Raw genomic sequence first — 24139 nt, forward strand, 5'->3', positions numbered from 1 at the left:
GCCTCACACTCCGACGACCTGCACAGCTGCCCACAGCGCGACCACGGCGAGCACGACCAGGACCGGCACCGTCAGCACTCCGAGCAGGTGGAACTCCGCCGCCCGAGGTTTGTCCCCGACCGGCAGTTGCCGCCGCCAGAGCAGGGTCGCGAGCGAACCGGGATAGGTCGCGTTCGGGCCGATATTCACGCCCACCAGGACGGCGAGGACCGCGACCGGCGAGGCGCCGACGATCGGCACGAGCGCGAGCGTCGCGGGCAGGTTGTTGAGCAGGTTGGCCAGCAGGCCGGCCAAGGCGGCGAGGCCGAGCAGCGCGAGGAACGACGTGCCGGACGGGATGACGTGGCGCAGCGCGGAGCCCAGTCCGTGCCGGGTGACGCCGTCGACGACGACGGCCAGCGCGAGGACGAAGGCGCAGAATCCCGGACCGGCTTCGCCGACGAGACGGGTGGCCCGGACGTCGCGCCGCCGCAGCCGGGGGACGAGCAACGCGGCGCACCCGGCCAGCGCCGCCCAGGCGGGCGCGACGTGCGCCGACGAGGCGAGGACGAACAACCCGACAGTGACGGCCAGGACCGCCAACGCGTACCGCGGCGCCCGCGGGGGCGGGCCGGCCGTCCCGCGCGCCTCCCCCCGGAGGTCGGAGCGGAAGAACGTGCGAAGGGCGAACCACTCGGCGCAGCACACGAGCACCCAGGGCAGGGCCATGAGTGCGGTGAACCGTCCGAACGACAGTCCCGACTCCCGGAAGGCCAGCAAGTTCGTCAGGTTCGAGACCGGTAGCAACAGGGAACCGCTGTTGGCCAGCCGGGCCGATGCGTAGGAGAACGGCCGGCTGGCCAGGCGGAGCCGACCGGTCGTGGCCAGCACGACAGGGGTCAACAGGACGACTGTCGAGTCGAGGGTGAGAGTGGCGGTGACCGCGGCGGCCAGCCCGACGACGAGGGCGAGCAGCCGCCGGGGGTCGCCGCCGCTGGCGACCGCGGCCCGGGCGCCCAGATAGTCGAACACGCCGGCCTCGGCGCAGAGGTGGGCGAACACCAGGATCGCGGCGAGGAAGCCGACCGTCGGACCGATCTGGCGCAGCGTCCGGAGCGCGTCGTGGAACGGGACGACGCCCATGGCGACGGCCAGTCCGGCCGCCGGGACGGCAACGACGGCCTCGGTCAACCCGCGCGGGCGCAGGACGGCGAACACCAGGCTGGCGGCGAGCAGGGCGACCGCGACCACCTCGGCGGGGGCTCCGGTCACGTGGTGGGGTGTCGGTGCGACACGTCGGCGGCGCGGCGGCGGCTAGAGAAGTTCGGTTCCTTCGAAGCGGCCCAGCTCTTCGCAGTACAGCTCGAGACCCATCCCGTTCGGGTCGCGGAAGTAGAGGCTGTCGTCCGCGCCGCGGTCGGGGCCGAGGTACTCGACACCGGCTTCGTCGAGCTTCGCCTTGGCGGCGGCGAACTGCTCGGCGTCCACGGAGATCGCCATGTGCTGCAGCGCGCCGATCGTTTCGGAGTACTGCTCGTGCGGGTGGCCCGGGAAGTCGAAGAAGCCGAGGAGGGTCCGGTTGCCCAGATCGAAGAAGAAGTGGCTCGATCCGGCATAGTCACGGTTCTCGACCAGCTCGACGAGTGGGAAACCGAGGAACCCCTGGTAGAACCGGACCGTCTCCTCGACGTCCTTGCAGACGAAGGCGGCGTGATGGATGCCGCGGGCGGTGGAGGCGGGCCGCGCCGCGCGGTCGGTCAGGTACTTCTCGCGCAGTTTCTCGCGGCGGTCTCGGACCGCGGCCAGTTCGTCTCCGGTGGGCTGAGGCATGGATCGAGCCTAGCCGCGTAGGATCTGAGCGCGGCGGACGAGCCGACTGGACGGCCGCGTCGCGATGGCAACTCTTCGGAAGGGCTGTCGCGCCGAGGAAAGTCCGGACTCCACAGGGCAGGGTGGTTGCTAACGGCAACCCGGGGTGACCCGCGGGACAGTGCCACAGAAAACAGACCGCCGGTGACCGGCTTCGGCCGGCCGCCGGTAAGGGTGAAACGGCGGTGTAAGAGACCACCAGCGTTCCGGGTGACCGGAGCGGCTAGGTAAACCCCACCCGGAGCAAGATCAAGAAGGGCCGGAACTCGTTCCGGCTCGCGCAGGCGTTCGAGGGCGGCCCGCCCGAGCCTGCGGGTAGATCGCTAGAGCCTGTCGGCAACGGCAGGCCGAGATGGATGGCCGTCGCCCGGCACGCAAGTGCCGGGAACAGGATCCGGCTTACATGTCGACTCGTCCGTCCCGCCCGCGCGGGTTGTCCGTGCTGTACGGCGTCATAGCCCGGTACAGCACGGACAACTTCACGCCGGGCGCTCACACGCTGGCGGCTCGCTCGATGACGAGGATGCGGGCGGTCGGCGCCGGCCGGGCCACGTGTTCATCGCCGACGTCGACGATGCAGATGCGGCCCGGGGTCAACCGTTCGGTCCGCTCGCCGCCGTCCGCTGTCCGGTAGGCCATGTCCACCGCGCCATCGAGCACCACGAAGGCCTCCGGTCCGTCGTTCGTGTGCCAGACGTAGGGCGCGTCCGTCCAGTGCAGGCGAACGGTCGCGTCGTCGAGCCGCAGCAGGTCGAGCGCTCCCCAGGGGCGCTCGGCGGTGAAGTCGGTGGCATCGAGGAACCTCATGAGTCGAGCCTGCCGGGCCCCCCCGGGGTCCGCCAGCGAGTATCGGGCCGACGCGATACTGCGAGGGTGACATCGCCGCGCTCGGCTCTGCCGCTCGTCCTGCTCTCGGCCGCGCCCCGGCAGCTCGAGCAGCTGTTCCGGCCGAGCGCCTGGGCCCCCTTGACCGCCGAGTTCGACGTGATCGCGCCCGGCACCTCGGCGGCGTTCGACGACCTGCTGCCTCGTGCCTTCGCCGTCGTCGGCCAGTTCGGGCTCGACGAGTGTCGGCTGGCGCGGGCGTCGGCCCTGCGCAGGCCGGGCTTCGTCATCAGCAAGGCGAACAACTCCACCTCTGACGGCGTGGCGCCCGGGGCGACGGTCACCTACACGGTGACCGTGACGAACACCGACTTGGTCGCCGCCGCGACGTCGTTCACCGACACCTACCAGAGCGGCGTGGTGGTCGACGACACGTCGCTTCGAGCAGCTGCGCGGACAACACCGCCACGCGCACGATCACCTGCTCGACCGCGTCGATCGCGGCCGGCGGCACCCAGTCGTTCAGCTAGAAGGCCAAGATGCCGAGCAGCTTCAGCGACACGTCCGGCCAGGGCGCGGCGCCGTGCAGCACTGACCAGTTCCGTTTTCTGAACGCGGCGAAGCTGACCGGCAGCACCACCGGGCACCACCTCTGCGGTCTGCGTCAACGCCGGGCCCGACTTCACCTCGACGAGGGCGGCCAGTCCGGCGACGGTCGACCCGGGCGGCGTGGTCACGTACAGCGTCACCGTCACGAACGTCGGCACGGTGCCGGGCCAGGGAACGTTCACCGACACTCCGACCACCGGCGTGCAGATCCAGGCTTCCCGAGCAACTGCACGCTGGCCGCTGGGACGCTCAGCTGCACCACGGGCCTGCTGGCGCCGAGCGAATCGCAGACCGTCCAGTACACGGCCAAGATGCCGACGAGCTACAGCGGCAAGCTCGGCGGGACGGGCTGCTCCACCGCGCAACTCAAGGTCGTGAACCTCGCGGTGCTGACCGACGGAACGACTTCGACCGCCACGGTCTGCGTCAACATGCCGGTGCTCACGCTCAACAAGTCGTCCTGCACCACGAACCGGATTCCGGTGAACGGCCAGCTCTCGTACACGCTCAGCTACGCGAACACCGGATCGGCGGCGGCGACCAACACGGTGCTGAAGGACACGATCCCGGCCGGAACGGCCGTGGCCGACGCCGGGGGAGGGGTTGTCTCGTCGAGTCGAGTCGCGGATCGACCACCATCACGTGGACGATCGGCACGTTGGCGAAGGCGAGCTCGGGGGCGAAGACGTTCACCGTCGGCATCAACCCGTCCAACACCGGCGGCCAGCTCGTGAACTCGGCGACGACCACGTCCAACGAGACGTCGGCGACGTCCAACGCGGTGAACAACACCGTGTCGAATCAGGGCGCCGGCGCGAGCGGGCGGGCCTACGGCGTCTATGCGAACGTGCTCGGCATCCTGCCTATCGGCCCGACGCCCGACGTCACTGGTAACGAAACGCAATCCCTGCTGACCCTGTCGTTCGGTGGTGTCGGTCGGAGTCCTGAACGCGAGCAACTCGCATTCGGTGACATCGACCCAGGCAACCGATACGGCCGTTGCCAGCACTGCGGACATCGGTGTGAACCTGCTCGGAGTCGGTCCACGCCGACGCGATCGTTGCCCGGTCGCAGAGCAGCGCAGCCGGCAGCACGGCGACGTCCACGACGAACGGCTCCGAGGTGCTGGTCTGACGATCAACGGCTCGTCGATCGGGGACGTCAGCAGCCCGCGGGTGATCTCGGTGGTGAACCTGCTCGGTATCCAGAGCGCCGAGGTCGACGTGCTGCAGCAGGTGGACGCGTCGGGTGGGGCGCTCGGTGGCGCCGCCGGTGCACAGCCGCAGAGCGGGTTGTTCAACAGCGGCATCGGGCTCAACGGCCTGCGGGTCCGACTGCTGAACGGCGCGGCGGACGTCATCGTGAGCCACGCCGAGAGCAAGGCCCAGTTGCCGACCGGCACGCGGTGTTCCAGCAGCGCGCCGTACATGATCGGGTCTGCCGTGATCGCGAACGAACTGCTGACCTACCCGACCGGCCCGACGATCGTGCAGGTCAATCCGGCGACCGGGGCGGACAGTTCGCACGGCACGTTGAGCCCGCGACAGGCGCACTCGGTGGCCGACGTGGAGAGCGCTTCACTGCTCGGCGGGGCGCTAACCGCGACCACGATCGAGTCGACTGCGGCGGCGACGACCACCACGCTCACCGGGTCGTGCACGATCGTCAATCTGAGGATCGGCGGGATCCTGGTCAACGTGCTGGCGAATCCCGCACCGAACACGGTTCTGATCGACGTGACCCGGACGCTCCAGCTGGTGATCAATGAGCAACTCGTGGGCAGCGGTCACGTGATCACCGTGAACGCCAGTCACCTGTACGTGCTCGGTGCGGGCAACCCCTCGGACTGCCGATCGGCTCCGACCTGGTGATCAGCGGCTCGACGGCCGGAACGAGCTAACGGCCGGAGCGGGGGGACTGAAGCTTGCGCCAGCCCCCCGCTCGGTTGTTGGCGATGATCTGTTTGACCATGGCGGTGAGCGCCGGCGCGTTGATGGGGTCGCCTTCGTGGAAAGCGACGGTACGGGCGGTCTTGTTGTCGTGCCCGGCCGTGACGATCCCATCGGGGTCGGGGACGATTCCTCCGTCGTAGAGGAATACGTTGACGTGGTCCTTCGCGGCCAACAACGCGCATACGTTGCCGGCCAGGACGAAGTACGGCTGGCGGCTGCGCTTGATCGTCTCTTCGACCTGCCTATCGGCCGCGTGCACCAGATCGCGAACCTGATGACAGATCGCTTGCTGCCACGGCGGCAGGGCATCGATGTAGTCGTCGACCCGCGGATCCTTCGCATAACCCACTCGGCGATCCTGGCAGCGGCCGTTGCCGGCTGTCGAGGCGCTGAACGCGACTGAGGGATTCGCCCGCTGGTACCGCAGGCTGGCGCAGTGAACTCATTGATCGCGTGGTTGGCCAACTATCTGCTGTGGATCATGGCTGCGGTAGCGCTCGTGCACGGCCTCGTCCGCGAGCGCGGATCGGCGAGGGTGACTGCCGCCGCGTCGGCCGTTGTCGGGTTGGGGCTGACCCTCCTCTTCATCCTCATCGCGGCGAAGCTGCACACCGACCCGAGGCCGTTCGTACAGAATCCGCATCTGCATCCGCTGATCTCACACAGCGCGGACAACGGCTTCCCCTCCGACCACTCGGCCGCGGCGGGTCTCATCGCGATGCTCGTCACCTTGCGCGATCGCCTGGTCGGGGCCTTCTTGTGGCTGATCGCCATCGGTGTCGGCGCGGCCCGGATGGCCGCGCACGTCCACCATCTGCAGGACGTCGCGGCAGGGCTCGCCCTCGGCGCGGTCGCCGCGGTGCTCGCGACCGCGCTCGTTCAAGCGGCTGCATCTCGCATTCCCGCCCTGCGCTGATCGAGGCTTTCGCCTCGCTACATGCTCGACAGCACTTGGGGCGACAGCGTCTTCATCATCGTGTTCGCCCAGCGCACCTGGCGCCGTCTGGGGGATGACCCCGCTCGGTGACGGCCAGCACATCGCGTTCTCGCTTCGCCTGCGCGTGCTGCGCGAGCATCTCCCACGCCAACGAGTTCTCCGAGGCCATCAGGTAGAGGTCGCGCCCGACGCCGAGGTGGCCCAGCTCTCGACACCGGCGGCCGACACCCCGTCGGCGTAGTGCCCGTCGACGCGCTGCGGCCAGGCCTCGCCCGATCCGTAGGGAGTCCGCTCGCCCCACGGTTCGGCGATCCGGTGGCGGGGATTCGGGTGCGTCATGACACGCCTCCATTGTGCCGGCGGGTCTGTTTCCCTTTTCCGAGTCCGCGCCAGACCGTTGCGACGCGCAACCATTGCAAGCGGGTAGGATTGGCCGGCCCCGTTGACCGCGTCCGGACCATCGACCGGAGGACCAATGGATCAGAACGGCACACGGCCCCCCGACAACGACATCGACGCGTTCATCTCGGCATCTCGCGCCATCGTCGCGTTGGCGGTGGCATCACTCGCCGAGCTCGACGACCGCATCTCGCTCACCCAGTTCCGCGCGCTCGTCGTCCTCGACGGCGTCGGCACGATGAGGGCGGCCGACCTGGCCGACCGACTCGGTACCTCGGCGTCGAGCGTGACACGGATGTGCGACCGTCTCGTCGCCGACAGTTTGCTGCGCCGGATGGAGAACCCGTCCAATCGTCGCGAGGTATTGCTCACCGTCACGGCCCCCGGCAGCCGGCTCGTGGAGCGAGTGCTCGCTCGTCGTCGCCTCAGCGTGCAACGAATACTCGACCACTTGAACGACGGAGAACGAGCCGCGACGGTTCGTGCGTTCAAGGTGTTCGCTGAGCATGCCGCGCCATTGATCGATGCTCAAGTCGTGCACGAGTGGCCGGTGTTGTGACAGCGCGTACGACTTGCGTGCTAACGAGCCGGCGCTGCGAGTCAGCACGGTCAACGCTGCAACATACCTAAAGGTATGGCACTGAAACGCCAAAAACTTTCGATTGGCGCAGCACTCGCAAATCCCTCACGCTGCACGTGGACGTTCGGAGAAAGCCTTACGCAGTAAGGGAATCAGCGACAATTTCGGATCACTGCTCGTCACGCGCCGCAATGTGGCTCGATGAGCACAAGAAAAAGATTCGGCGCGCCGTGTTGACGGTAAGGCGCGGTCATCGTCAACTTGATCGCAGCGACGAAGCAATTCGTCGACTACAGCCGCCGAGGAGGCACACCGCATGACCGCACCTGCAAAGAAGGCATCGGCTAGAAAGTCGGCCGCCAAGAAGGCACCGGCCAAGAAGGCCGCCGCCAAGAAGACGACCGCTCGCAAGTCGGCCGCCAAGAAGGCGCCGGCCAAGAAGGCCGCCGCCAAGAAGACGACGGCCGCGAAGAAGACCGTCGCCAAGAAGGCATCGGCTGCGAAGAAGACCGTCGCCAAGAAGGCATCGGCTGCGAAGAAGTCCGTCGCCAAGAAGACAGCTGCGAAGAAGGCGCCGGCCAAGAAGTCGGCCGCCAAGAAGACAGCTGCGAAGAAGGCGCCGGCCAGGAAGGCAGCCGCCAAGAAGACCGCCGCCAAGAAGACGACGGCTCGCAAGTCAGCCGCCAAGAAGTCACCGGCCAAGAAGTCCGGCTGACCGACTGAACACCGCAGTTCGAACAACGAATCATGATGCACCGAGTCGCCGGTGCACCTCTGGCGTTCGCGGCCTTGCGGTCGCAGCTGGAGGTGCCCGGCGATTTCGCTCCGGCCGTCCGGGCCGAAGCCGCGCAGAGCGCGCAAACGGTCGAGCTGCCGCCCGAGGACGCGACTGACGTCCCGTTCGTCACCATCGACCCTGCGGGCAGCCGCGACCTGGACCAGGCGCTGCACATCGCTGCGTCCGGCGACGGACACCTGGTCAGCTACGCGATCGCCGATGTCGCTGCCTTCGTCCGTCCCGGCGGCGAGATCGACTCCGAAGCCCACCGGCGGGGCGAGACGCTCTACTTCCCGGACACGCGCGTTCCGCTGCACCCGCCCGAACTGAGCGAGGGCGCGGCCAGCCTGCTGCCGAACCAGGTGCGCCCAGCAGTCCTGTGGCGAATCGAGTTGAGCGGCGACGGTTCCGTACGCAGCGTCGATGTGCGCCGGGCCAAGGTGCGCAGCACGGCGCAGCTCGACTACGACGGGGTGCAAGCCGGGCTCGACCGCGGCACTTTGCCCGATCCGATTGCCGCGCTGCCCGATGTCGGCCGCGCGCGGCTCGCGCTGGCCCGCAAACGCCATGCCATCAACCTCGCCCTGCCCGAACAGTCCGTCACCGGGGACGGTGCCGGCGGGTGGGTGTTGGCGTTGCGCACCACGTTGCCGGTCGAGCAGTACAACGCCGAGATCTCGTTGCTCACCGGAATGTGCGCTGCGCAGGTGATGCTCGACGGCGGGATCGGCATCCTGCGCACCGTCCCGCCGCCGGACAAGGGTGCCGTGCAATCGCTTCGCCGCGCGGCGCGAGCGCTCGGCATCAGCTGGCCCGACGGCGCGCCAGCCGGCGATGTGCTCGACTCCGTCGACCGCTCCGATCCGCGTCACGTGGCGTTCATCGAACACGCCGTCGCGCTCCTCCGCGGGTCGGGCTACACACCGTTCAACGGCGCGCCCCCGAGCCAACCGCTGCACAGCGGCATCGCGGCGCCGTACGCCCATGTGACTGCGCCGCTGCGGCGACTGGTCGACCGCTACGGCAGCGAGATCTGTTTGGCCCTGCGGGCAGGTATCGCCGTTCCCGACTGGGTGCGCGTCGCGCTGCCCGAACTACCGGAGGAGATGCAGAAGGCCGACCACCTCGCCCACGAAGTCGACCGCGCCGTCGTCGATGCAACGGAGGCGTGGCTGCTGCGCGACCGCGTCGGTGACGTGTTCCCGGCCGTCGTCATCGACGCCGACGAACGGGCCGGAACGGTGGTGCTGGACTCACCCGCCGTCCGCGCTCGCTGCGCCGGCGCCGACCTGCCGGTCGGCGAGCGCATTCAGGTCCGGCTGGTGACAGCCGACGTCGACCAACGAGAGGTCAGGTTCGAACGGGCCGACAGCAGTCAGCTGTAGGTGTATTCGGCGGACGGGTAGGCGCCGTCGCACACCTCGGCCCCGAAGCGGGATGCCGCGTCGCGCAGCACGTCGCCGACCTTCGCGTACTCCTTGACGAACTTCGCCGGCTTGCCGCCGCCGCGCAGTCCGGCCATGTCCTGCCAGACCAGTACCTGGGCGTCGCACGATGCGCCGGCGCCGATACCGATCGTCGGGATGGTGAGCGCAGCGGTGACCTGGGCCGCGACATCGGAGGGAACCACCTCGAGGACGACCGCGAACGCGCCGGCGTGCTGCAGCGCCTTCGCGTCCTGCAGCAGCCGGTGCGCGGCCTCGTCGCCGCGACCCTGGACGCGGTAACCACCGAAGGCGTTGACCGACTGGGGGGTGAGACCGATGTGCGCCATCACCGGCACGCCAGCCGAGACCAGCATCTCGACCTGGGCGGCGACCCGCTGGCCGCCCTCGAGCTTGACGGCTTGAGCGCCGCCTTCCTTCATGAAGCGCGCGGCGGTCTCGAGAGCCTGCTGGGGAGACGCTTGATACGAGCCGAACGGAAGATCGGCGACGACCAGTGCGCGCGAACTGCCGCGGACCACGCCGCGGACCAAGGGCAACAGCTCGTCCACCGACACCGGCACCGTCGTGTCGTAGCCGTAGACGACGTTGGCCGCCGAGTCGCCGACGAGCAGCACCGGGATGCCCGCCTCGTCGAAGATCCGCGACGTCGAATAGTCGTAGGCCGTCAGCATCGGCCAGCGCTCGCCGCGCTCCTTGGCTGTCTGCAGGTCGCGGATCGTGATCCGCCGATTGGTCACGCCGCCGTACAGAGAGGTCTCGGGCATAGCGTCTCGCTCACTTCCTCGAGGCCGGCGCGCCGGTCCCCGGGCTGTCATGTGGACGACACAATCGTGCAACCTACTGGCCGGTAAGTCTCGCCCGGCGCGTGAGATGAGAGTCACCCAGCCTTTTTGACCACTACCTCGTTAGTCGGCTCCTCGGCGGGCAAGCGGCCGCCGAGCAGTGCGGAGCAGCCGACGCTGACCACGAGTACGCCGACGAACAGGGCGAGCATCGTGTGCTGTGCGGCCAGCACGCTGTGCTGCGAGCCGTTGAGCTGCAGGGTGCGGCCCAGGATCGCCACGCCGGCCACGCCGCCGAGATAGCGCATCGAGGAGGCCAGGCCGGCGGCCATCCCGATGCGGTCGGCCGGTACGCCGGCGAACGATGCCGCCTGCCCGGCGGGGGTCGCGAGACCGAGCCCGAAGCCGAGCAGCGCGAGGGGCAGCCGGAAGTCGCCCGGTGCGCTCGGGTCATGCATGAGCAGCAGCGTTGCGCCGGCGAGACTGCTGGCCGTGCCGACGAGCCCGACCGGCCGGGCGCCCAAAGCGTCGACCAGCCGCCCGGCGATCAGCGACGCCACGACCATGGCGAGCATCATGAAGATCAGCAGGCGGCCGGTCGCCTCGGAGCTCAGGCGGAACAGCGCGTGTGTGACCAGCGGGATCGCGAACAGCAAGGCGTACATCACCAGGTTGAGCAGCGCGACGACGAGCGAACCGGCGCTGTAGCGCGTTGACCGGAACAGACCGAAGGCGACGATCGGGTCGGCCGCGCGCCGTTCCCAGGACGCGAACGGCACGAACAGCAGCAGGCCGGTCGCGACCAGGACGACCTCGGCAGCGCCCTTCGCCTGCAGCCCGGCGATGAGCGCCACGAGCGCGCCGGTGAGCAACACCGCTCCGACCGCGTCGAACGGCGCCCCACGGCGACCGCCGCTGGGCGCGTTGCGCCGTCTCGGTCCGGCCAGGACGGCGGCGGCCACGAGCACCGGAAGGTTGGCCATGAATACGCTGCGCCAGCCGAACAGGCTCACGAGTTCGCCACCGATGAGCGGACCGAGACCAGCGGCCAGCGACATCGTCGCGCCGATGGCGCCGAACGCACGGCCCCGCCGCTCCTCGGCGACCTCGACGCGCACCAATGCCATCGTGGCCGGCACGACGACGGCCCCACCGGCGGCCATGATCACGCGTGAGCAGGCCAGCAGGATCAGGTTCGGCGCGAGGTAGCCCAGCAACGCCCCGAGGGCGAGGACGGCCCGGCCGACCGACACGACCTGCCAGTGACCCAGCCGGTCGCCGAGCTTGCCGCCCACGCTCTGCAGCGCGATCGCGGCGACGAGGTAGCTGGCGACGACCGCCTGGGTGACGCCGGCCGAGCTGTGGTGGAAGGCATGGGCGATGCTCGGCAGGGCAACTGCGATCATCGTCGAGTTCAGCGGCATCAGTGTCGCGGTGAGGCACGCGGCGAGCAGCCCGCGGGTCGCCCGCGGGTCAGCCACCGGTGATCGGCCGCCTCTGGAGCAGGTACAGCGTTCCGGCGACGATCGCGAACTCGATGTCATGGTCGGTCGCGGCGAAGGCCTTGTCGCAGCGCAACGCCAGGTCGTGCAGGGCGGCCAGGTCACGGTCGTGCAGGCACGGCGCGTACATGGAATCTCGGGACACCGGCTCTTCGCGCGTACCGCCGTAGGCGACGCGCACCGCGATGTCCTTCTCGCCGACCCGCCGTTCGACCACCCGGCCGACGGAGTCGACGACGTACCGGTCCGGCGTCACCATCCCGGACACCACCGCCTCGCCGAGGCCCCACGCCGCCTCGATCACCCGTTCCTCGCGTCCGGTGACCGGGTTGCGCGTGAACATGACACCGCCGACGTCGGCGTCGACGAGTTGCTGGACGACCACGGCCATGCGCAGCGTCGTCGTCAGCCCCATCCGGCCGCGATAGGCCACTGCGCCGGCGTCCGTGGCCGAGGCGTGCACCTCGCGCACCGCGGCGAGCAGGGCCGCCGTTCCGTACACGCCCAGGAGTGACTTGTGGATGCCGGCGAAGCTGGCGCCGGCGGAGTCCTCGCCGACGGCGCTCGAGCGGACCGCCCAGTACGGCCAATCGGCACACCGCGCCTCGAGCTCGGCGGCGAGCCGTACGGCCGTCCCTTCATCACCCGAGCTGGCAGCACAGACGACGTCGTGCGAAACGGCGAACCCGTCGGGGACCGGCAGGCCGCAGCGCAGTGCCTCGCCCAACTGAACGGCCTTGCCGCCGTAGGCGTCGGCGTCGACGGCGTCGACCAGCGCGCAGATCCCGCTCATCGGTTGAGTAAACGGACTTCGCCGGTCGTGCCGTCCACTCGCACGCGCGCGCCGTCGCGGATCTTCGCCGTGGCCTCGCGGGTGCCGACGATGCCGGGGATGCCGTATTCCCGCGCCACGATCGCCGCATGGCACAGCTGACCGCCACGATCGGTGACGATCCCACCCAGCAGCGGCAGCACCACGTTGAAGTACGGCGACGTCATGCGCGTCACGAGCACGTCGCCCTTCTTGATACGGCCGAAGTCGTCCGCGCTCTCGACGAGCCGCGCCGGGCCCTCGTACACGCCCTCGTTGACGGCCAGCCCGTGGAGGACCGTGTCGGTATTGGGCGTCTCCGGCACGCCGAACAGGTTCGCCAGCGCCACGTCCACCGCGCGGGCCGCCCGGCGGGCCGCGGGCGGCAGGACATCGATGGGCGGTGGCGGCGTCGGCATGGCGCGCAGGAACGGCGGCGCATCGCCGACCGTGTGCGTGGTACGCCACTCCACTCGTGCGCCCACCTCGTCCGCACTCGGTCCCGGCCGGGCCGACAGCAGATCAGTGATCTCGTCGATGGTCAGGTCCACCGCATGATCCGCCGCGTGCAGACGGTCTGTGGCGGCCAGGCGGCTCCCGGCTTCGAGCAGTGCCCGCCGGGCGAGACCGTTGGCCCAGCCGTCGGAGTACACGCCGCGCTCGTCGCGCAGCCGGTTCACACGCCGGGCCTCGGCGAACCGGTCGTCGAACTCGTCGAGGTAGTCGGCCGGAACGCGGCTCCGCACGCGCTCGAGGTCGACGGTGTCTTCAGGGGCCGACAGCCCCTCAACGGCCGACTGCAGCGCCTGCAGAAGGATGTCGGGCAGCTCGCCGGCGTTATTGTCGCCGACGTCGTAACCCACGCAGCGGTAGCGGACCGCATCGAGGTAGCTGCGCACGTCAGGACCGACGGTCGGGCTGGCGCTGAGCGCGGACAGCACCGCCTCCGCCGGCTCCGGCGAGGTCAATGTGCCGCGCGCGGCATCGTCGGCGGCGATCGCCTTGCCGGCCGACTCCAGTTCGTTGGCGGCGAAGCCGCGGGAGATCCGCGACGTGCCGCGGAGCAGCCCGAGAAGCTCACCGGGCGGGGCCCCGGTCCACTCCAGTGCACCCGCGAGGAAGTCGCCCATCGCAACGATGACGGTGATCGTGTACTTGTGGTGCTGATAGACCATGTTCGCGCCGTGCTCGTGACACTCGGCGACGTGTGCGATCAGGTCCGCGTCGGACAGCGTCGAGACGTCGACCGCCTGGATCTCGAGGTGTCGAGCTACCGCCGCCGGCTTGTCGACCTCGTCCCATTGTTGGAGGTCGGCTCGCCACTGGCGATCGGCGAGGGCACGCTCGGAGACGGCGAGCCGGGCGCGCATCTTGGGGTGCAGCCGGAGGAGCAGCCACAGGACCGGCTTGGGCGGTGGCCCCATGGCACCTTCCGGCGCGCCGAAAGCGACCGGCTGGGTGTAGGCGAAGCTGTTGCTGAAGCGGGGCTGCAGATGACTCAGGAGCAGTCCGTAGCGAGCGGTGCCCTCCCGCCACGCGCGGGGGAAAGCATCGGTGAACCAGGGCTGAGCGAAGTGCGTCAACGGCCGAGAGAAATGTGTGGCTTCGAGTTCCCACGGGCCCTTACCGGGCGGGTCCCAGCTGACTTCCCCCATGCTCCACCTCTTCGATAGGTGGCGCACAGCGTAATTCTGTGTTCATCACCCGTCCCGCCGTCGTTCGCAGACAGGGCACAAAGTCCCTGCGGCAAATCGGCTGAATCCGCATCAAGCCGGACGAGGCGCTTCCCGCCACCGGTTGGTGATCGGCAACCGGCGGTCCCGGCCGAACGCCTTGAAGCTGATCTTGCTGCCCGGCGGGTACTGGCGGCGCTTCCACTCGGCGGCGTCGACCATGCGGGCCACCCGCTGCACCAAGTCCGCCTCGAACCCCTCGGCCACGATCTCGTCCACGCCGCGGTCGCCGTCGACGTAGCGGGCGAGGATAGCGTCGAGAACCGCGTAGTCGGGCAGCGAGTCGCTGTCCAGCTGCCCTGGGCTCAACTCGGCCGACGGCGGCTTCGTGATGGAGTTCGGCGGGATGGGCAGCGTCTCGCCGCGTTTCTCCGCCTGACTGTTGCGCCACTCGGCCAGCGCCCACACGAAGGTCTTGGGCACGTCCTTGATCGGGGCGAACCCGCCGACGGCGTCTCCGTAGATCGTCGAGTAGCCCACGGCCAGCTCGCTCTTGTTGCCGGTGGCCAGGACGAGGTGGCCCTCGGCGTTGGACAGCGACATCAGCGTCGTGCCGCGGATCCGCGCCTGCACGTTCTCCGCCGCCAGTCCGGTCAGCTGCAGCGGGTCCATGAAGGCGTCGACGATCGCCTTGATCGGCACCTCGCGGTAATGGGCGCCCAACCGCTGGGCCAGGTCGGAGGCGTCGGACCGGGAGTGCTCGGACGAGTACGCGCTGGGCATCGAGACGCCGTACACGTTCTCCCCGCCGATGGCATCGGCGGCGATGGCGGCCACGACCGCCGAGTCGATGCCGCCCGACATGCCCAGCACGACCGAGCGGAAGCCGTTCTTGTGGACGTAGTCACCCAGCCCGACGACGAGCGCGCCCCAGACCTCTTCCTCGTCCGGGACACGGTCGGTCACGACGGCCGGCTCCGGATCCCGCCGCGGCGCCGGGGATGCACCGGTGGCGACCCGGGTGACCGTGAGCACCTCGTCGGTGACCTCGGCCGGCGAATCCGGGGCGTCGGTCACCGGCACGTCGACGAGAAAGACGTCCTCGACGAACTGCGGAGCGCGCATGACGGTGGTGCCGTCGGCCGCGATCACCATGGAGTCCCCGTCGAAGACCAGTTCGTCCTGCCCGCCGACGGTGTTGACGTAGACGATGGGCGCTCGCGCCTCGGCCGCACGGCGCTGCAGCAGGCGTAGGCGGACGTCGTCCTTGTTCCGCTCGTAGGGCGAGCCGTTGATGTTGACGACGACCCCCACATCGGCGGCGCCGGCGACGGTGAACGGTCCGCCCTCCTGCCACGCGTCCTCGCAGACGGTGAGGGCTATGTCGACGCCGAGGTGGCGAACGACGTTGAGGGTCGTGCCCGGTGCGAAGTAGCGGCGCTCGTCGAACACGCCGTAGTTCGGCAGATGGTGCTTGAACTGTCGAGCCACCACCCGCCCGTCGAGAAGGAACGCGGAGGCATCCCGCGGAAGTCCGTCGTCGTCGACGTAGCCCACGATGACGGCCACGTGCCCGAGGCCGGCGGCGGCGAGCTGCTCGGCCAGGCCGGTCAGCGCCGCCTGCGACGCGGCCCGGAACGCCGGACGCAGCACGAGGTCCTCGACGGGGTAGCCGGTCAACATCATCTCCGGGAACGTCACGACCTGGGCGCCGGCCGCCGCGGCCTCGGCCGTACGACGGATGACCGTCTCGCTGTTGCCGGCGAAATCGCCCACCGTCATGTTCACCTGAGCCAAAGCGAACCGCAGCGCCGTCACCCCTCCATTGTGACGCACCGGGGGTGCGCGCCGGCCGGAGCGGGCGGCAGGAGGCGGAATGGGCACCGTATGTGAAACCGCTGCGAATCGGGCGCGGCCACCGGGTGGCATACGGCAGACTCTGAGACTTGCCGGACTTTTGGTGACGATCTCGCAACGTAGGCAACCGGACACCGCCCGGTTGCGTCTCATGAAATGGCAGCCGATTCCGAAGCGTCCTTCCCATGGTGTCCCGGTATGTGCGGGACACTGGGAAGATCGAAGAAGATCAACCCAGCCCACGGCGACGCCAGGCGCCCCGCCGGCCGAACTGAACGACTTGTACGGAGGAACGGATGCAGCGCGTAGGCACGACGGGACGGCTGGGCGCGTTCCCGAGCGCTCGGACGATCGGCGTCGCCGCGTCGGCCGTCGCCGTACTGGCCCTCGCCGCGTGCACCAGCGGTAACGGGAAGGGCAACGGCAAGTCGCCGGTTTCGCACAACACCTCCGCCGGCAGCACTACGGCCGGCACATCGACCTCCGCCCCGGCCGACCCGGCCGTGATCACCATGCCGGCGGCCGCGGACATCAGCCCGATCCAGCCGGTCACCGTCGGTATCGACCACGGCACGCTGACCGGCGTCACGATGACGAGCCCGGCCGGCAAGCAGGTCACCGGCAGGCTGGCCGCCGACGGATCGTCGTGGCACAACACCGAGGTGCTCGGCTACAGCAAGAGCTACACGATCGTGGCCAGTGGCAAGAACAAGGACGGTTCGCCGGTCACCAAGACCTCGCACGTCACCACGGTCACGCCGAACAACCTGACCCTGCCCTACATCGACGACGTCTACGGGTCATACGTCGACAACGGCGCGACATACGGCGTCGGCATGATCGTCAAGGTCCACTTCGACGAGGCGGTCAACCGGCGCAAGGCCCAGAAGGCCCTGCACGTGACGACCAGCCCCAGCGTGACCGGCGGCTGGTACTGGGACAACGACCAGGACGCCTACTGGCGGCCGCAGAACTACTACACGCCGGGCACCACGGTGACCGTGTCGGCGAAGGTCTACGGCGTGGACGTCGGCAGCGGGCTCTACGGCCAGGACGACCGGAGCGTGTCCTTCAAGATCGGCGAGAAGCGCCTGTCCATCGCCGACGCCAGCACTCACCACGTCAAGGTCTACTTCGGCGACCAGCTGGTGCGCACCATGCCGACGTCGATGGGCCAGGGCGGCACCGTCCAAGGACGCCACGGGACCATCTACCTGTGGACGATGCCCGGCACGTACACGGTCCTCGGCCACGAGAACCCAGCCACCATGTCGTCGGACAGCTACGGCCTGCCGGCGAACTCACCACTCGGTTACGCGCCGGAAAAGGTCCCGTTCGCGACCAAGATCAGCACGGACGGCATCTATCTCCACGAGCTCGACACCACCGTCGGTTACCAGGGTCACTCGAACGTGTCCCACGGGTGCCTGAACCTGAACTACACGAACGCGAAGTGGTACTACGAGCACTCCCGCGTCGGTGACCTCGTCCAGGTGATCCATTCCGGAGGGCCGCACATCCAGTTCTGGCAGGGCGGCCAGTGGGACGTGCCGTGGTCAGAGTGGCTGGCCCACAGCGCCCTCTAGCGGCCCGTAACCGTAGGCTGTAACCCAAAGGCAACAGCGGCGCGCAACAATGCGCTGGTTCGGGCAACAGCAGAGAAGGGCCGGGGTGGCGGGACGGCCGGGGAGGCGGCACGACCTTGGATCGTCAGCAGGAATTCGTGCTGCGCACGCTCGAGGAGCGCAACATCCGCTTCGTGCGTCTGTGGTTCACCGACGTCCTCGGCATGCTCAAATCCGTGGCGGTCGCGCCGGCGGAACTCGACGGGGCCTTCGAAGAGGGCATCGGGTTCGACGGTTCCGCGATCGAGGGGTTCAGCCGGGCCAGCGAGAGCGACATGCTGGCCCGACCCGATCCGTCGACCTTCCAAATTCTGCCCGAGCAGGACGGCAGCCCGGCCGACTCGGCCCGGATGTTCTGCGACATCCAGATGCCTGACGGTTCGCCGTCGTGGGCGGACCCGCGCTACGTGCTGCGGCGGGCCTTGTCGCGGGCGGCCGAGCGCGGGTTCACGTTCTACACGCATCCGGAGATCGAGTTCTTCCTGCTTAAGAACCGCCCGTCCGACGGCGCCGAGCCCGAGCCGATCGACAACGGCGGCTACTTCGACATGACGAGCCACGACGTGGCCCACGACTTTCGCCGGGCCGCCGTCGGCGCGCTGGAATCGCTCGGCATCTCGGTCGAGTTCAGCCACCACGAGGTCGCGCCCGGCCAGCAGGAGATCGACCTCCGGTACGCGGACGCACTGTCGATGGCCGACAACCTGATGACGTTCCGACACGTCATCAAGGAGGTCGCCATCGCCCATGGCGCGCACGCGACCTTCATGCCCAAGCCGTTCCGGCATCAGCCGGGCAGCGGCATGCACACCCACCTGTCGCTGTTCGAGGGTGACCAGAACGCCTTCCACGACCCGTCCGATCCGCTCAACCTCTCGAAGACGGCCCGGGCGTTCATCGCCGGGTTGCTGACGCATGCGCGCGAGATCACCGCGGTGACGAACCAGTGGGTGAACTCCTACAAGCGGCTCTGGGGTTTCAGCGCTCCTGGCGCGCTCGTCGAGGCCCCGACGGTGATCTGCTGGGGTTCGGCCAACCGGTCGGCGCTCGTGCGTGTGCCGCGCTACAAGCCGGGCAAGGCCAATTCGACGCGCGTCGAGATCCGCTCGCCCGACTCCGCCTGCAACCCCTACCTCGCCTTCGCGGTGCTGCTCGCGGCCGGTATGAAGGGAATCCAGGAGGGCTACGAGCTGCCCCCCGGCACCGAGGACGACGTCTGGACGATGTCGGAGAACGAACGCCGGGCGCTCGGCTACGGCGAGCTGCCGCACAACCTGGCCGACGCGCTGCGGACGATGGAGGACTCCGAGCTGCTCGCCGAGACGCTGGGGGAGCACGTCTTCGACTTCTTCCTGCGCAACAAGCGCGAGGAGTGGACGGACTACCGCGCGGAGGTCAGCCCCTTCGAGCTCCGCCGCTACCTCCCCATTCTCTGAGCTGATCACGTTTTCCTCCGTGGGCGTCGTTGCCCGCCGCCCGGAACGGCGCCGGCGGAGGAAAACGTGATCAGTCGGCGCTCACTACAGTTGCTCGGGTGAGTAAGCCTCGGGTTCTTGTTGTCGTGAATGACGACGGCGACCCGGTCGCCCGGCTGGGGACGTGGCTGTTCGAGGCCGGTCTCGACCTCGTCGAGAGCGCCGGACGTGATCTGCCGGCCGATCTCGCCGGCTTCGCCGGCCTGGTCGTCCTCGGCGGCCCGATGGGCGCGATGGACGACGCGATCGCGCCCTGGCTGCCGCACGAGCGTCAACTGCTCCGGGACGCCATCGCGACCGAGGTGCCTACGCTCGCCATCTGCCTGGGGGCGCAGCTGCTCGCAGCGGCCAACGGCGGGCGCGTGGAGCCGAACCCCGAGGGACCCGAAGTCGGCGCCCAGCTCATCGCCAAGCGCACGGCGGCCGGCGCCGATCCGCTCTTCGGCCCGTTGCCGATCACACCTGACGTCCTCCAGTGGCACTTCGACGCGGTCACCGTGCTCCCGCCCGGAGCGGTGAACCTGGCGAGCTCGCCGCTGTGCGAGAACCAGGCCTTCCGCCTGGGCCGGCTCGCGTGGGGCGTCCAGTTCCATCTCGAGACGACGCCCGAGATCGTCGCCGCCTGGGCCGCCGAGGACGCCGAGGTGCTGGACGGTTACGACCTCGACGCGACGTTGAGCCGAGTGACTGCGCTGGACGCCGACCTCGTCGAGGTGTGGCGGCCGTTCGCCCATGCCTTCGCCGAGATCGTCCGCACGCCGGAGTCGGTGCCGGCGGCGCGCGGCGTGCCGTCGTCCACCGCAGCGCCGCTCACCGACCCGGCGGCCATCCGGCAGGCGCTGGCCGCCGAGGCGCAGGCAGCCCGGATGCCGCTGCTGCCGATGCCGACCTTCCGCCCGCCTGGCGATGAATGAGGCCCGGGTCGCTGCCCGACTGACGCGGCTCTCCTTCCGGGACGGCGCCCGCGCCGCTGAGCTGCTGTCCGGCGCGCCGCTGCACTGGTGGGACCCGGCCACGAACAGTCCGACGGGCGACGCGGCGGCCACCGTGGTCGCCGCGCTGGGCCGGTGCGCCGACCCGGATGCGGCGCTCGAGACCCTGGCCGACGTGGTGGCCGCGCCGGGCGGCGCGGACCTGCGCGCGGCCCTGGAGTCGCGGCCGCCGTTGCGCGCCCGCCTGCTGGCCGTCCTGGGCGTGTCCGTCGAGTTCTCCGCCCACCTGCGCACCCACCCGCGCGACTGGGAGGTGCTGCTCGGTGAGCTCGACCCGGTCGGAGTGGCGGCCCGCCTCGCGGCTGCCGTCGGCGCCGATGTCGACCGGCCCGTCACCGGCACCGGCGGCGCGCGGGCAGCCGTCACCGGGCCGGAGGCGGTGATCGCGTTGCGGGACGCCTACCGCCGCGAGGTGCTGGCGATCGCCGGCCGGGACCTCGTAGGCGACCTCGACCTGCAAGTGGTCACCGAGCTGCTCGCGGACCTGGCCGGTCATACCCTGCAGGCCGCCCTCGCCGCCGCCGCCGCCGGGCTGTCCGACCATGCTGCGCCGTGCCGGCTCGCGATCATCGCGATGGGCAAGACCGGCTCGCGGGAACTCAACTACATCTCCGATGTCGACGTCGTGTTCGTCGGCGAGCCTGCGGCCGACGAGGCGGACCGCGACGGCGCCGCCGACGACCCGACCGCGGCGCTGGCCACCGCCACCCGGCTGGCCGGAGAAACCATGCGCCTCTGTCACGCGGCCGCGTGGGAGGTGGATGCCAACCTGCGTCCCGAAGGCAAGGATGGCCCGCTCGTGCGCACCCTGGCCAGCCACGAGGCGTATTACCACCGCTGGGCGAGCACATGGGAGTTTCAGGCGCTGCTGAAGGCGCGACCGGTCGCGGGCGACCTCGAACTAGGCCGCCGCTACGACGAGATCATCCAGCCGTTGGTATGGACGGCTGCCGCGCGCCCCGGCTTCGTCGCCGATGTGCGGGCGATGCGGCGGCGGGTGCTCGACCACATCCCGGCCGGCGTGGCCGAGCGCGACATCAAGCTCGGCCGCGGCGGTCTGCGCGACGTCGAGTTCGCCGTCCAGCTGCTCCAGCTCGTCCACGGCCGTGGGGACGAGTCGCTGCGCGTGCCCGAGACGCTGCCCGCCCTCGAAGCGCTGCGGGCGGGCGGGTACGTCGGCCGCGACGACGCGGTCAGCCTGATCGACGCCTACCGGTTCCTGCGGGCCACCGAGCACCGGCTGCAGTTGCGGCGCCTGCGGCGCACCCACGTCCTGCCCGAGGAACCCGACCAGCTGCTCTGGCTGGGCCGGGCGATGGGCTACCGCCCGGACCGGCGCGGCGACGCCCGGGCGGTCTTCGAGGCCGAGTGGAACCTGCATGCGCGCGAAGTGCGCCGGCTGCACGAGAAGCTCTTCTACCGTCCGCTGCTCGAGGCGGTGGCGCGGGTGCCGTCGGAGGGTCTCCGGCTGACGCCCGACGAGGCGCGGCGACGGCTGGCCGCGCTCGGGTTCGCCGATCCGCCGGCCGCACTGCGGCACATCGAGTCGCTGACCGGGGGCCTGAGCCGGCGAGCCGCGCTGCAACGTGCGCTGTTGCCGGTGTTGCTGTCCGACTTCGCCGACGCGCCCGACCCCGACGCGGGGCTGTTCGCCTACCGGCGGTTGTCCGACGATCTCGGCTCCACCCCGTGGTACCTGCGGCTGCTGCGGGACGGCGACGCCGTGGCGTCCCGGCTGACCTACGTGCTCGGCAGCAGCCGCTACGTCGCCCGCATGCTCGGTCGCTCGCCCGAGGCGTTGCAGATGCTCGCGTCAAGGGACAACCTGTGTCCGCGCGAGCCGGCTGAACTCGCGGCGGCGATGGGTGAGTCCGCGGCGCGCCAGGACGACCCGGCCGCGGCGGTCGCCGCCGCGCGCGGCGTCCGCCGGCAGGAGCTGCTGCGCACGGCCTTCGCCGACCTCCTCGACATCTCCGACGTGGACGAGGTTTGCGCGGCGCTGAGCCGGACCACTGAGGCGACGCTCGAGGTGGCGTTGCAGGTCGCGGTCCGGGCGGTGGCCGCGAGCCACGGCGTCGCGGTCGAGGACCTGCCGGTGCGCTTCTCGATCATCGCGATGGGTCGTCTCGGCGGTGCCGAGGTGGGCTACGGCTCCGACGCCGACGTCATGTTCGTCTTCGAGCACGTCGACGGGTCGGAGCCGACGAGTGAGCTGGCGAACCGCGTGGCCGCCGAGCTCGCGGCGAAGGTGCGGGCGCTGCTGGCCGCGCCCTCGTCCACCGATCCACCGCTGGCGATCGACGCCGACCTGCGGCCGGAGGGGCGCAGCGGCCCGCTCGTCCGGTCACTGGCGTCATACCGCAGTTACTACGCCCGCTGGTCGTCGGCCTGGGAGGCCCAGGCGCTGCTGCGGGCCCGCCCGGTCGCGGGCGACGCCGACCTGGGCGCCCGGTTCGTCGCGATGATCGATCCGATCCGTTACCCGGCGGATGGGATCGCGCCGGCCGACCTGCTCGAGATCCGCCGGCTCAAGGGCCGGATCGACAGCGAGCGGCTGCCGCGCGGTGCCGATCCCACCACGCACACCAAGCTCGGCCGCGGGGGGCTCGGCGACATCGAGTGGACGATCCAGCTGCTGCAGCTCGGTTCCGGCGCCGAGGTTCCCGGCCTGCGGACGACGCAGACCCTGGCCGCACTCGCCGCAGCCGAAGCGGCGGGTCTGGTCACGTCCGAACAGGTCGACACCCTGGCGGCGGCGTGGCGATTCGCGACCCGGGTACGGAACGCGCTGATGTTGGTGCGCGACAAGCCGGCCGACCAACTGCCGACCTCCGGGATCGAACTCGTCGCGGTCGCGCGGGTGCTCGGGTACCGGCCTGGCTCGGACCCGGGCCAGCTCGTCGACGACTACCGCCGCGCGGCCCGCCGCGCGCGCCGCGTCGTCGAGACCGTCTTTTACGGCTGACGAGCTGACGGGCGGCCAACGCGGTATCAGGTACGCTATGTCACACCTATCGCCCAGCGCGCAGGGGAGACGCCGGCATGACACACATCCACGACGCCGTGATCGTCGGTGCCGGATTCGGCGGCATGGGCGCGGCCATCCAGCTCAAGCGCCTCGGGCTGGACGACATCGTGATCCTCGAGCGGGAGAGCGACCTCGGTGGGACGTGGCACGTCAACCGGTACCCGGGACTCGCCGTGGACATCGCCTCCGTCACGTACTCGTACTCCTTCGAGCCCAACCCCTACTGGTCTCGGCTGTTCGCCCCGGGTGCCGAGCTCAAGCGCTACGCCGCGCACGTCGCCGACAAGTACGGACTGCGCGAGCTCATGCGCTTCGACACGACCGTCGAGGGCGCCCGTTGGGACGGCGACACCGACACCTGGTCGGTCGCCGTCGCCGGCGGCGAGACCATATCCGCGCGCTACCTGCTGACCGCGACCGGCTTCCTCTCCCAGCCGAAGACCCCGGACATCCCGGGTATCGACGCTTTCGCCGGGCGGATCATCCACACAGCTGACTGGGACCACGACTACGACCTCACCGGCAAGCGGGCCGCGGTCATCGGCACCGGCGCCACCGCTGTGCAGCTGATTCCCGAGATCGCACCGCTTCTGGACGAGCTGACGGTCTACCAGCGCACCCCGATCTGGGTGACGCCCAAGCAGGACGGCGCGATCCCCAAGCCGGTACAGAAGCTTTTCGCCCGGGTGCCCCTGACCCAACGCGCGGCGCGCCTGGCCAACACGAGCCTGCTCGAACTGATGATGGTCAGCGCCGTCCTGCACTTCCGCCAGGCACAGGTGCTCAACCGCGGCGCCGCGCTCGTCGCGAAGGCCCACCTGCACCGCCAGATCCGCGACCCGGAACTGCGCCGCAAGCTCACCCCGGACTACGACTTCGGCTGCAAGCGTCCGACGTTCTCCAACACCTACTACCCGACCTTCAACCGGCCCAACGTCCATCTCGAGACCACGCCCATCGCGCGGATCGAGAGCGACGGGATCGTGACCACCAACGGCGCGAAGACCGAGATCGACAC

22 protein-coding genes, 1 other RNA gene and 1 pseudogene are annotated in these 24139 nt (G+C 69.9%); 14 read left to right on the forward strand and 10 right to left on the reverse strand.

Going from position 1 to position 24139, the window contains the following annotated elements; all coding sequences use genetic code 11:
• Positions 1-3 precede the first annotated feature (3 nt).
• Together ABR571_RS03755 and ABR571_RS03760 are read right to left on the reverse strand one after the other, a co-directional pair.
• The gene (locus tag ABR571_RS03755) at positions 4-1251 is read right to left on the reverse strand and encodes an SLC13 family permease (protein WP_409451851.1); all 1248 of its coding nucleotides are present in this window, start codon (positions 1249-1251) and stop codon (positions 4-6) included.
• Positions 1252-1293: 42 nt separating this feature from the next.
• The gene (locus ABR571_RS03760) at positions 1294-1809 is read right to left on the reverse strand and encodes a VOC family protein (protein WP_409451852.1); all 516 of its coding nucleotides are present in this window, start codon (positions 1807-1809) and stop codon (positions 1294-1296) included.
• A 38-nt stretch (positions 1810-1847) separates the two neighbouring features.
• Here ABR571_RS03760 and rnpB point away from each other — a divergent pair.
• Positions 1848-2266, forward strand: an RNA gene (gene rnpB / locus ABR571_RS03765) — RNase P RNA component class A.
• 74 nt (positions 2267-2340) lie between these two features.
• Here the strand turns inward: rnpB and ABR571_RS03770 are convergent.
• On the reverse strand, positions 2341-2655 hold the full coding sequence (locus ABR571_RS03770; protein ID WP_409451853.1) for a cupin: 315 nt from the start codon (positions 2653-2655) through the stop codon (positions 2341-2343).
• Positions 2656-2721: 66 nt separating this feature from the next.
• On the opposite strand from ABR571_RS03770, the gene ABR571_RS03775 reads away from it, so the two are divergent.
• The 4 genes and pseudogenes from ABR571_RS03775 (at position 2722) to ABR571_RS03790 (ending at position 5153) form a co-directional block, all read left to right on the forward strand.
• Positions 2722-3285 (forward strand): hypothetical protein, encoded by a 564-nt coding sequence (locus tag ABR571_RS03775; protein ID WP_409451854.1) that lies wholly within the window; start codon positions 2722-2724, stop codon positions 3283-3285.
• A 99-nt stretch (positions 3286-3384) separates the two neighbouring features.
• A pseudogene (locus tag ABR571_RS03780) lies at positions 3385-3660 on the forward strand (hypothetical protein); the annotation flags it as partial.
• Entirely contained in the window at positions 3594-4016 is a 423-nt protein-coding gene (locus ABR571_RS03785; RefSeq protein WP_409451855.1) for a hypothetical protein, read from the forward strand. The pseudogene ABR571_RS03780 and the gene ABR571_RS03785, both read left to right, overlap by 67 nt.
• 288 nt (positions 4017-4304) lie before the next feature.
• Positions 4305-5153, forward strand: a complete 849-nt coding sequence (locus ABR571_RS03790) for a choice-of-anchor P family protein (RefSeq protein WP_409451856.1) — start codon at positions 4305-4307, stop codon at positions 5151-5153.
• 25 nt (positions 5154-5178) lie between these two features.
• On the opposite strand, the gene ABR571_RS03795 is transcribed toward ABR571_RS03790, so the two are convergent.
• Entirely contained in the window at positions 5179-5583 is a 405-nt protein-coding gene (locus ABR571_RS03795) for a DUF1801 domain-containing protein (RefSeq protein ID WP_409451857.1), read from the reverse strand.
• An 87-nt stretch (positions 5584-5670) separates the two neighbouring features.
• Here ABR571_RS03795 and ABR571_RS03800 point away from each other — a divergent pair, with 87 nt between their 5' ends.
• Positions 5671-6150: a phosphatase PAP2 family protein gene (locus ABR571_RS03800; RefSeq protein ID WP_409451858.1), complete on the forward strand. Its 480-nt coding sequence runs from the start codon at positions 5671-5673 to the stop codon at positions 6148-6150.
• A gap of 189 nt (positions 6151-6339) precedes the next feature.
• On the opposite strand, the gene ABR571_RS03805 is transcribed toward ABR571_RS03800, so the two are convergent.
• Positions 6340-6510 (reverse strand): hypothetical protein, encoded by a 171-nt coding sequence (locus ABR571_RS03805; RefSeq protein WP_409451859.1) that lies wholly within the window; start codon positions 6508-6510, stop codon positions 6340-6342.
• Between the two features lie 136 nt (positions 6511-6646).
• Here ABR571_RS03805 and ABR571_RS03810 point away from each other — a divergent pair, with 136 nt between their 5' ends.
• The 3 genes from ABR571_RS03810 (at position 6647) to ABR571_RS03820 (ending at position 9313) form a co-directional block, all read left to right on the forward strand.
• A complete protein-coding gene (locus ABR571_RS03810; RefSeq protein WP_409451860.1) occupies positions 6647-7129 on the forward strand; it encodes a MarR family winged helix-turn-helix transcriptional regulator in 483 nt (160 codons plus the stop codon).
• A gap of 337 nt (positions 7130-7466) precedes the next feature.
• Positions 7467-7865 carry a histone H1-like repetitive region-containing protein gene (locus ABR571_RS03815; protein WP_409451861.1) on the forward strand — a complete coding sequence of 133 codons (399 nt, stop codon included), beginning with the start codon at positions 7467-7469 and terminating at the stop codon, positions 7863-7865.
• A 32-nt stretch (positions 7866-7897) separates the two neighbouring features.
• The gene (locus ABR571_RS03820) at positions 7898-9313 is read left to right on the forward strand and encodes an RNB domain-containing ribonuclease (protein ID WP_409451862.1); all 1416 of its coding nucleotides are present in this window, start codon (positions 7898-7900) and stop codon (positions 9311-9313) included.
• Here ABR571_RS03820 and panB read toward each other — a convergent pair.
• The 5 genes from panB to ABR571_RS03845 all read right to left on the reverse strand — a co-directional run bounded on the left by panB (position 9304) and on the right by ABR571_RS03845 (position 15962).
• The gene (gene panB, locus ABR571_RS03825; RefSeq protein ID WP_409451863.1) at positions 9304-10140 is read right to left on the reverse strand and encodes a 3-methyl-2-oxobutanoate hydroxymethyltransferase; all 837 of its coding nucleotides are present in this window, start codon (positions 10138-10140) and stop codon (positions 9304-9306) included. The genes ABR571_RS03820 and panB overlap by 10 nt on opposite strands.
• A gap of 113 nt (positions 10141-10253) precedes the next feature.
• Entirely contained in the window at positions 10254-11639 is a 1386-nt protein-coding gene (locus tag ABR571_RS03830) for an MFS transporter (RefSeq protein ID WP_409451864.1), read from the reverse strand.
• A complete protein-coding gene (locus tag ABR571_RS03835; protein ID WP_409451865.1) occupies positions 11632-12453 on the reverse strand; it encodes a PEP/pyruvate-binding domain-containing protein in 822 nt (273 codons plus the stop codon). Before ABR571_RS03835 ends, ABR571_RS03830 begins: the two co-directional genes overlap by 8 nt.
• Positions 12450-14126, reverse strand: coding sequence for a PEP-utilizing enzyme (locus ABR571_RS03840; RefSeq protein ID WP_409451866.1), 1677 nt, complete (start codon positions 14124-14126; stop codon positions 12450-12452). Before ABR571_RS03840 ends, ABR571_RS03835 begins: the two co-directional genes overlap by 4 nt.
• A 111-nt stretch (positions 14127-14237) precedes the next feature.
• On the reverse strand, positions 14238-15962 hold the full coding sequence (locus tag ABR571_RS03845; protein WP_409451867.1) for an NAD+ synthase: 1725 nt from the start codon (positions 15960-15962) through the stop codon (positions 14238-14240).
• A 335-nt stretch (positions 15963-16297) separates the two neighbouring features.
• Here ABR571_RS03845 and ABR571_RS03850 point away from each other — a divergent pair, with 335 nt between their 5' ends.
• The 5 genes from ABR571_RS03850 to ABR571_RS03870 all read left to right on the forward strand — a co-directional run.
• On the forward strand, positions 16298-17587 hold the full coding sequence (locus ABR571_RS03850; RefSeq protein ID WP_409451868.1) for an Ig-like domain-containing protein: 1290 nt from the start codon (positions 16298-16300) through the stop codon (positions 17585-17587).
• A 116-nt stretch (positions 17588-17703) separates the two neighbouring features.
• Entirely contained in the window at positions 17704-19062 is a 1359-nt protein-coding gene (gene glnA / locus ABR571_RS03855) for a type I glutamate--ammonia ligase (protein WP_409451869.1), read from the forward strand.
• 98 nt (positions 19063-19160) lie between these two features.
• Positions 19161-20015, forward strand: coding sequence for a type 1 glutamine amidotransferase (locus ABR571_RS03860; protein ID WP_409451870.1), 855 nt, complete (start codon positions 19161-19163; stop codon positions 20013-20015).
• Complete coding sequence (locus ABR571_RS03865) at positions 20008-23058, forward strand: bifunctional [glutamine synthetase] adenylyltransferase/[glutamine synthetase]-adenylyl-L-tyrosine phosphorylase (RefSeq protein ID WP_409451871.1); 3051 nt, start codon at positions 20008-20010, stop codon at positions 23056-23058. The genes ABR571_RS03860 and ABR571_RS03865 overlap by 8 nt, the downstream gene beginning before the upstream one ends.
• A 77-nt stretch (positions 23059-23135) precedes the next feature.
• The coding region (locus tag ABR571_RS03870; RefSeq protein WP_409451872.1) for a flavin-containing monooxygenase at positions 23136-24139 on the forward strand (1004 nt) is incomplete at its 3' end.

It is taken from the genome of Jatrophihabitans sp., from assembly GCF_046262535.1.
Taxonomy (GTDB): Bacteria; Actinomycetota; Actinomycetes; order Mycobacteriales; family Jatrophihabitantaceae; genus Jatrophihabitans.

Coding starts and splice junctions, on each gene's coding strand:
- ABR571_RS03820 (WP_409451862.1), top strand. CDS start 7,898: ATGATGCACCGAGTCGCCGGTGCACCTCTGGCGTTCGCGGCCTTGCGG.
- ABR571_RS03785 (WP_409451855.1), top strand. CDS start 3,594: ATGCCGACGAGCTACAGCGGCAAGCTCGGCGGGACGGGCTGCTCCACC.
- ABR571_RS03815 (WP_409451861.1), top strand. CDS start 7,467: ATGACCGCACCTGCAAAGAAGGCATCGGCTAGAAAGTCGGCCGCCAAG.
- ABR571_RS03850 (WP_409451868.1), top strand. CDS start 16,298: ATGCAGCGCGTAGGCACGACGGGACGGCTGGGCGCGTTCCCGAGCGCT.
- ABR571_RS03835 (WP_409451865.1), bottom strand. CDS start 12,453: ATGAGCGGGATCTGCGCGCTGGTCGACGCCGTCGACGCCGACGCCTAC.
- panB (WP_409451863.1), bottom strand. CDS start 10,140: ATGCCCGAGACCTCTCTGTACGGCGGCGTGACCAATCGGCGGATCACG.
- ABR571_RS03770 (WP_409451853.1), bottom strand. CDS start 2,655: ATGAGGTTCCTCGATGCCACCGACTTCACCGCCGAGCGCCCCTGGGGA.
- ABR571_RS03805 (WP_409451859.1), bottom strand. CDS start 6,510: ATGACGCACCCGAATCCCCGCCACCGGATCGCCGAACCGTGGGGCGAG.
- ABR571_RS03865 (WP_409451871.1), top strand. CDS start 20,008: ATGAATGAGGCCCGGGTCGCTGCCCGACTGACGCGGCTCTCCTTCCGG.
- ABR571_RS03810 (WP_409451860.1), top strand. CDS start 6,647: ATGGATCAGAACGGCACACGGCCCCCCGACAACGACATCGACGCGTTC.
- ABR571_RS03840 (WP_409451866.1), bottom strand. CDS start 14,126: ATGGGGGAAGTCAGCTGGGACCCGCCCGGTAAGGGCCCGTGGGAACTC.
- ABR571_RS03760 (WP_409451852.1), bottom strand. CDS start 1,809: ATGCCTCAGCCCACCGGAGACGAACTGGCCGCGGTCCGAGACCGCCGC.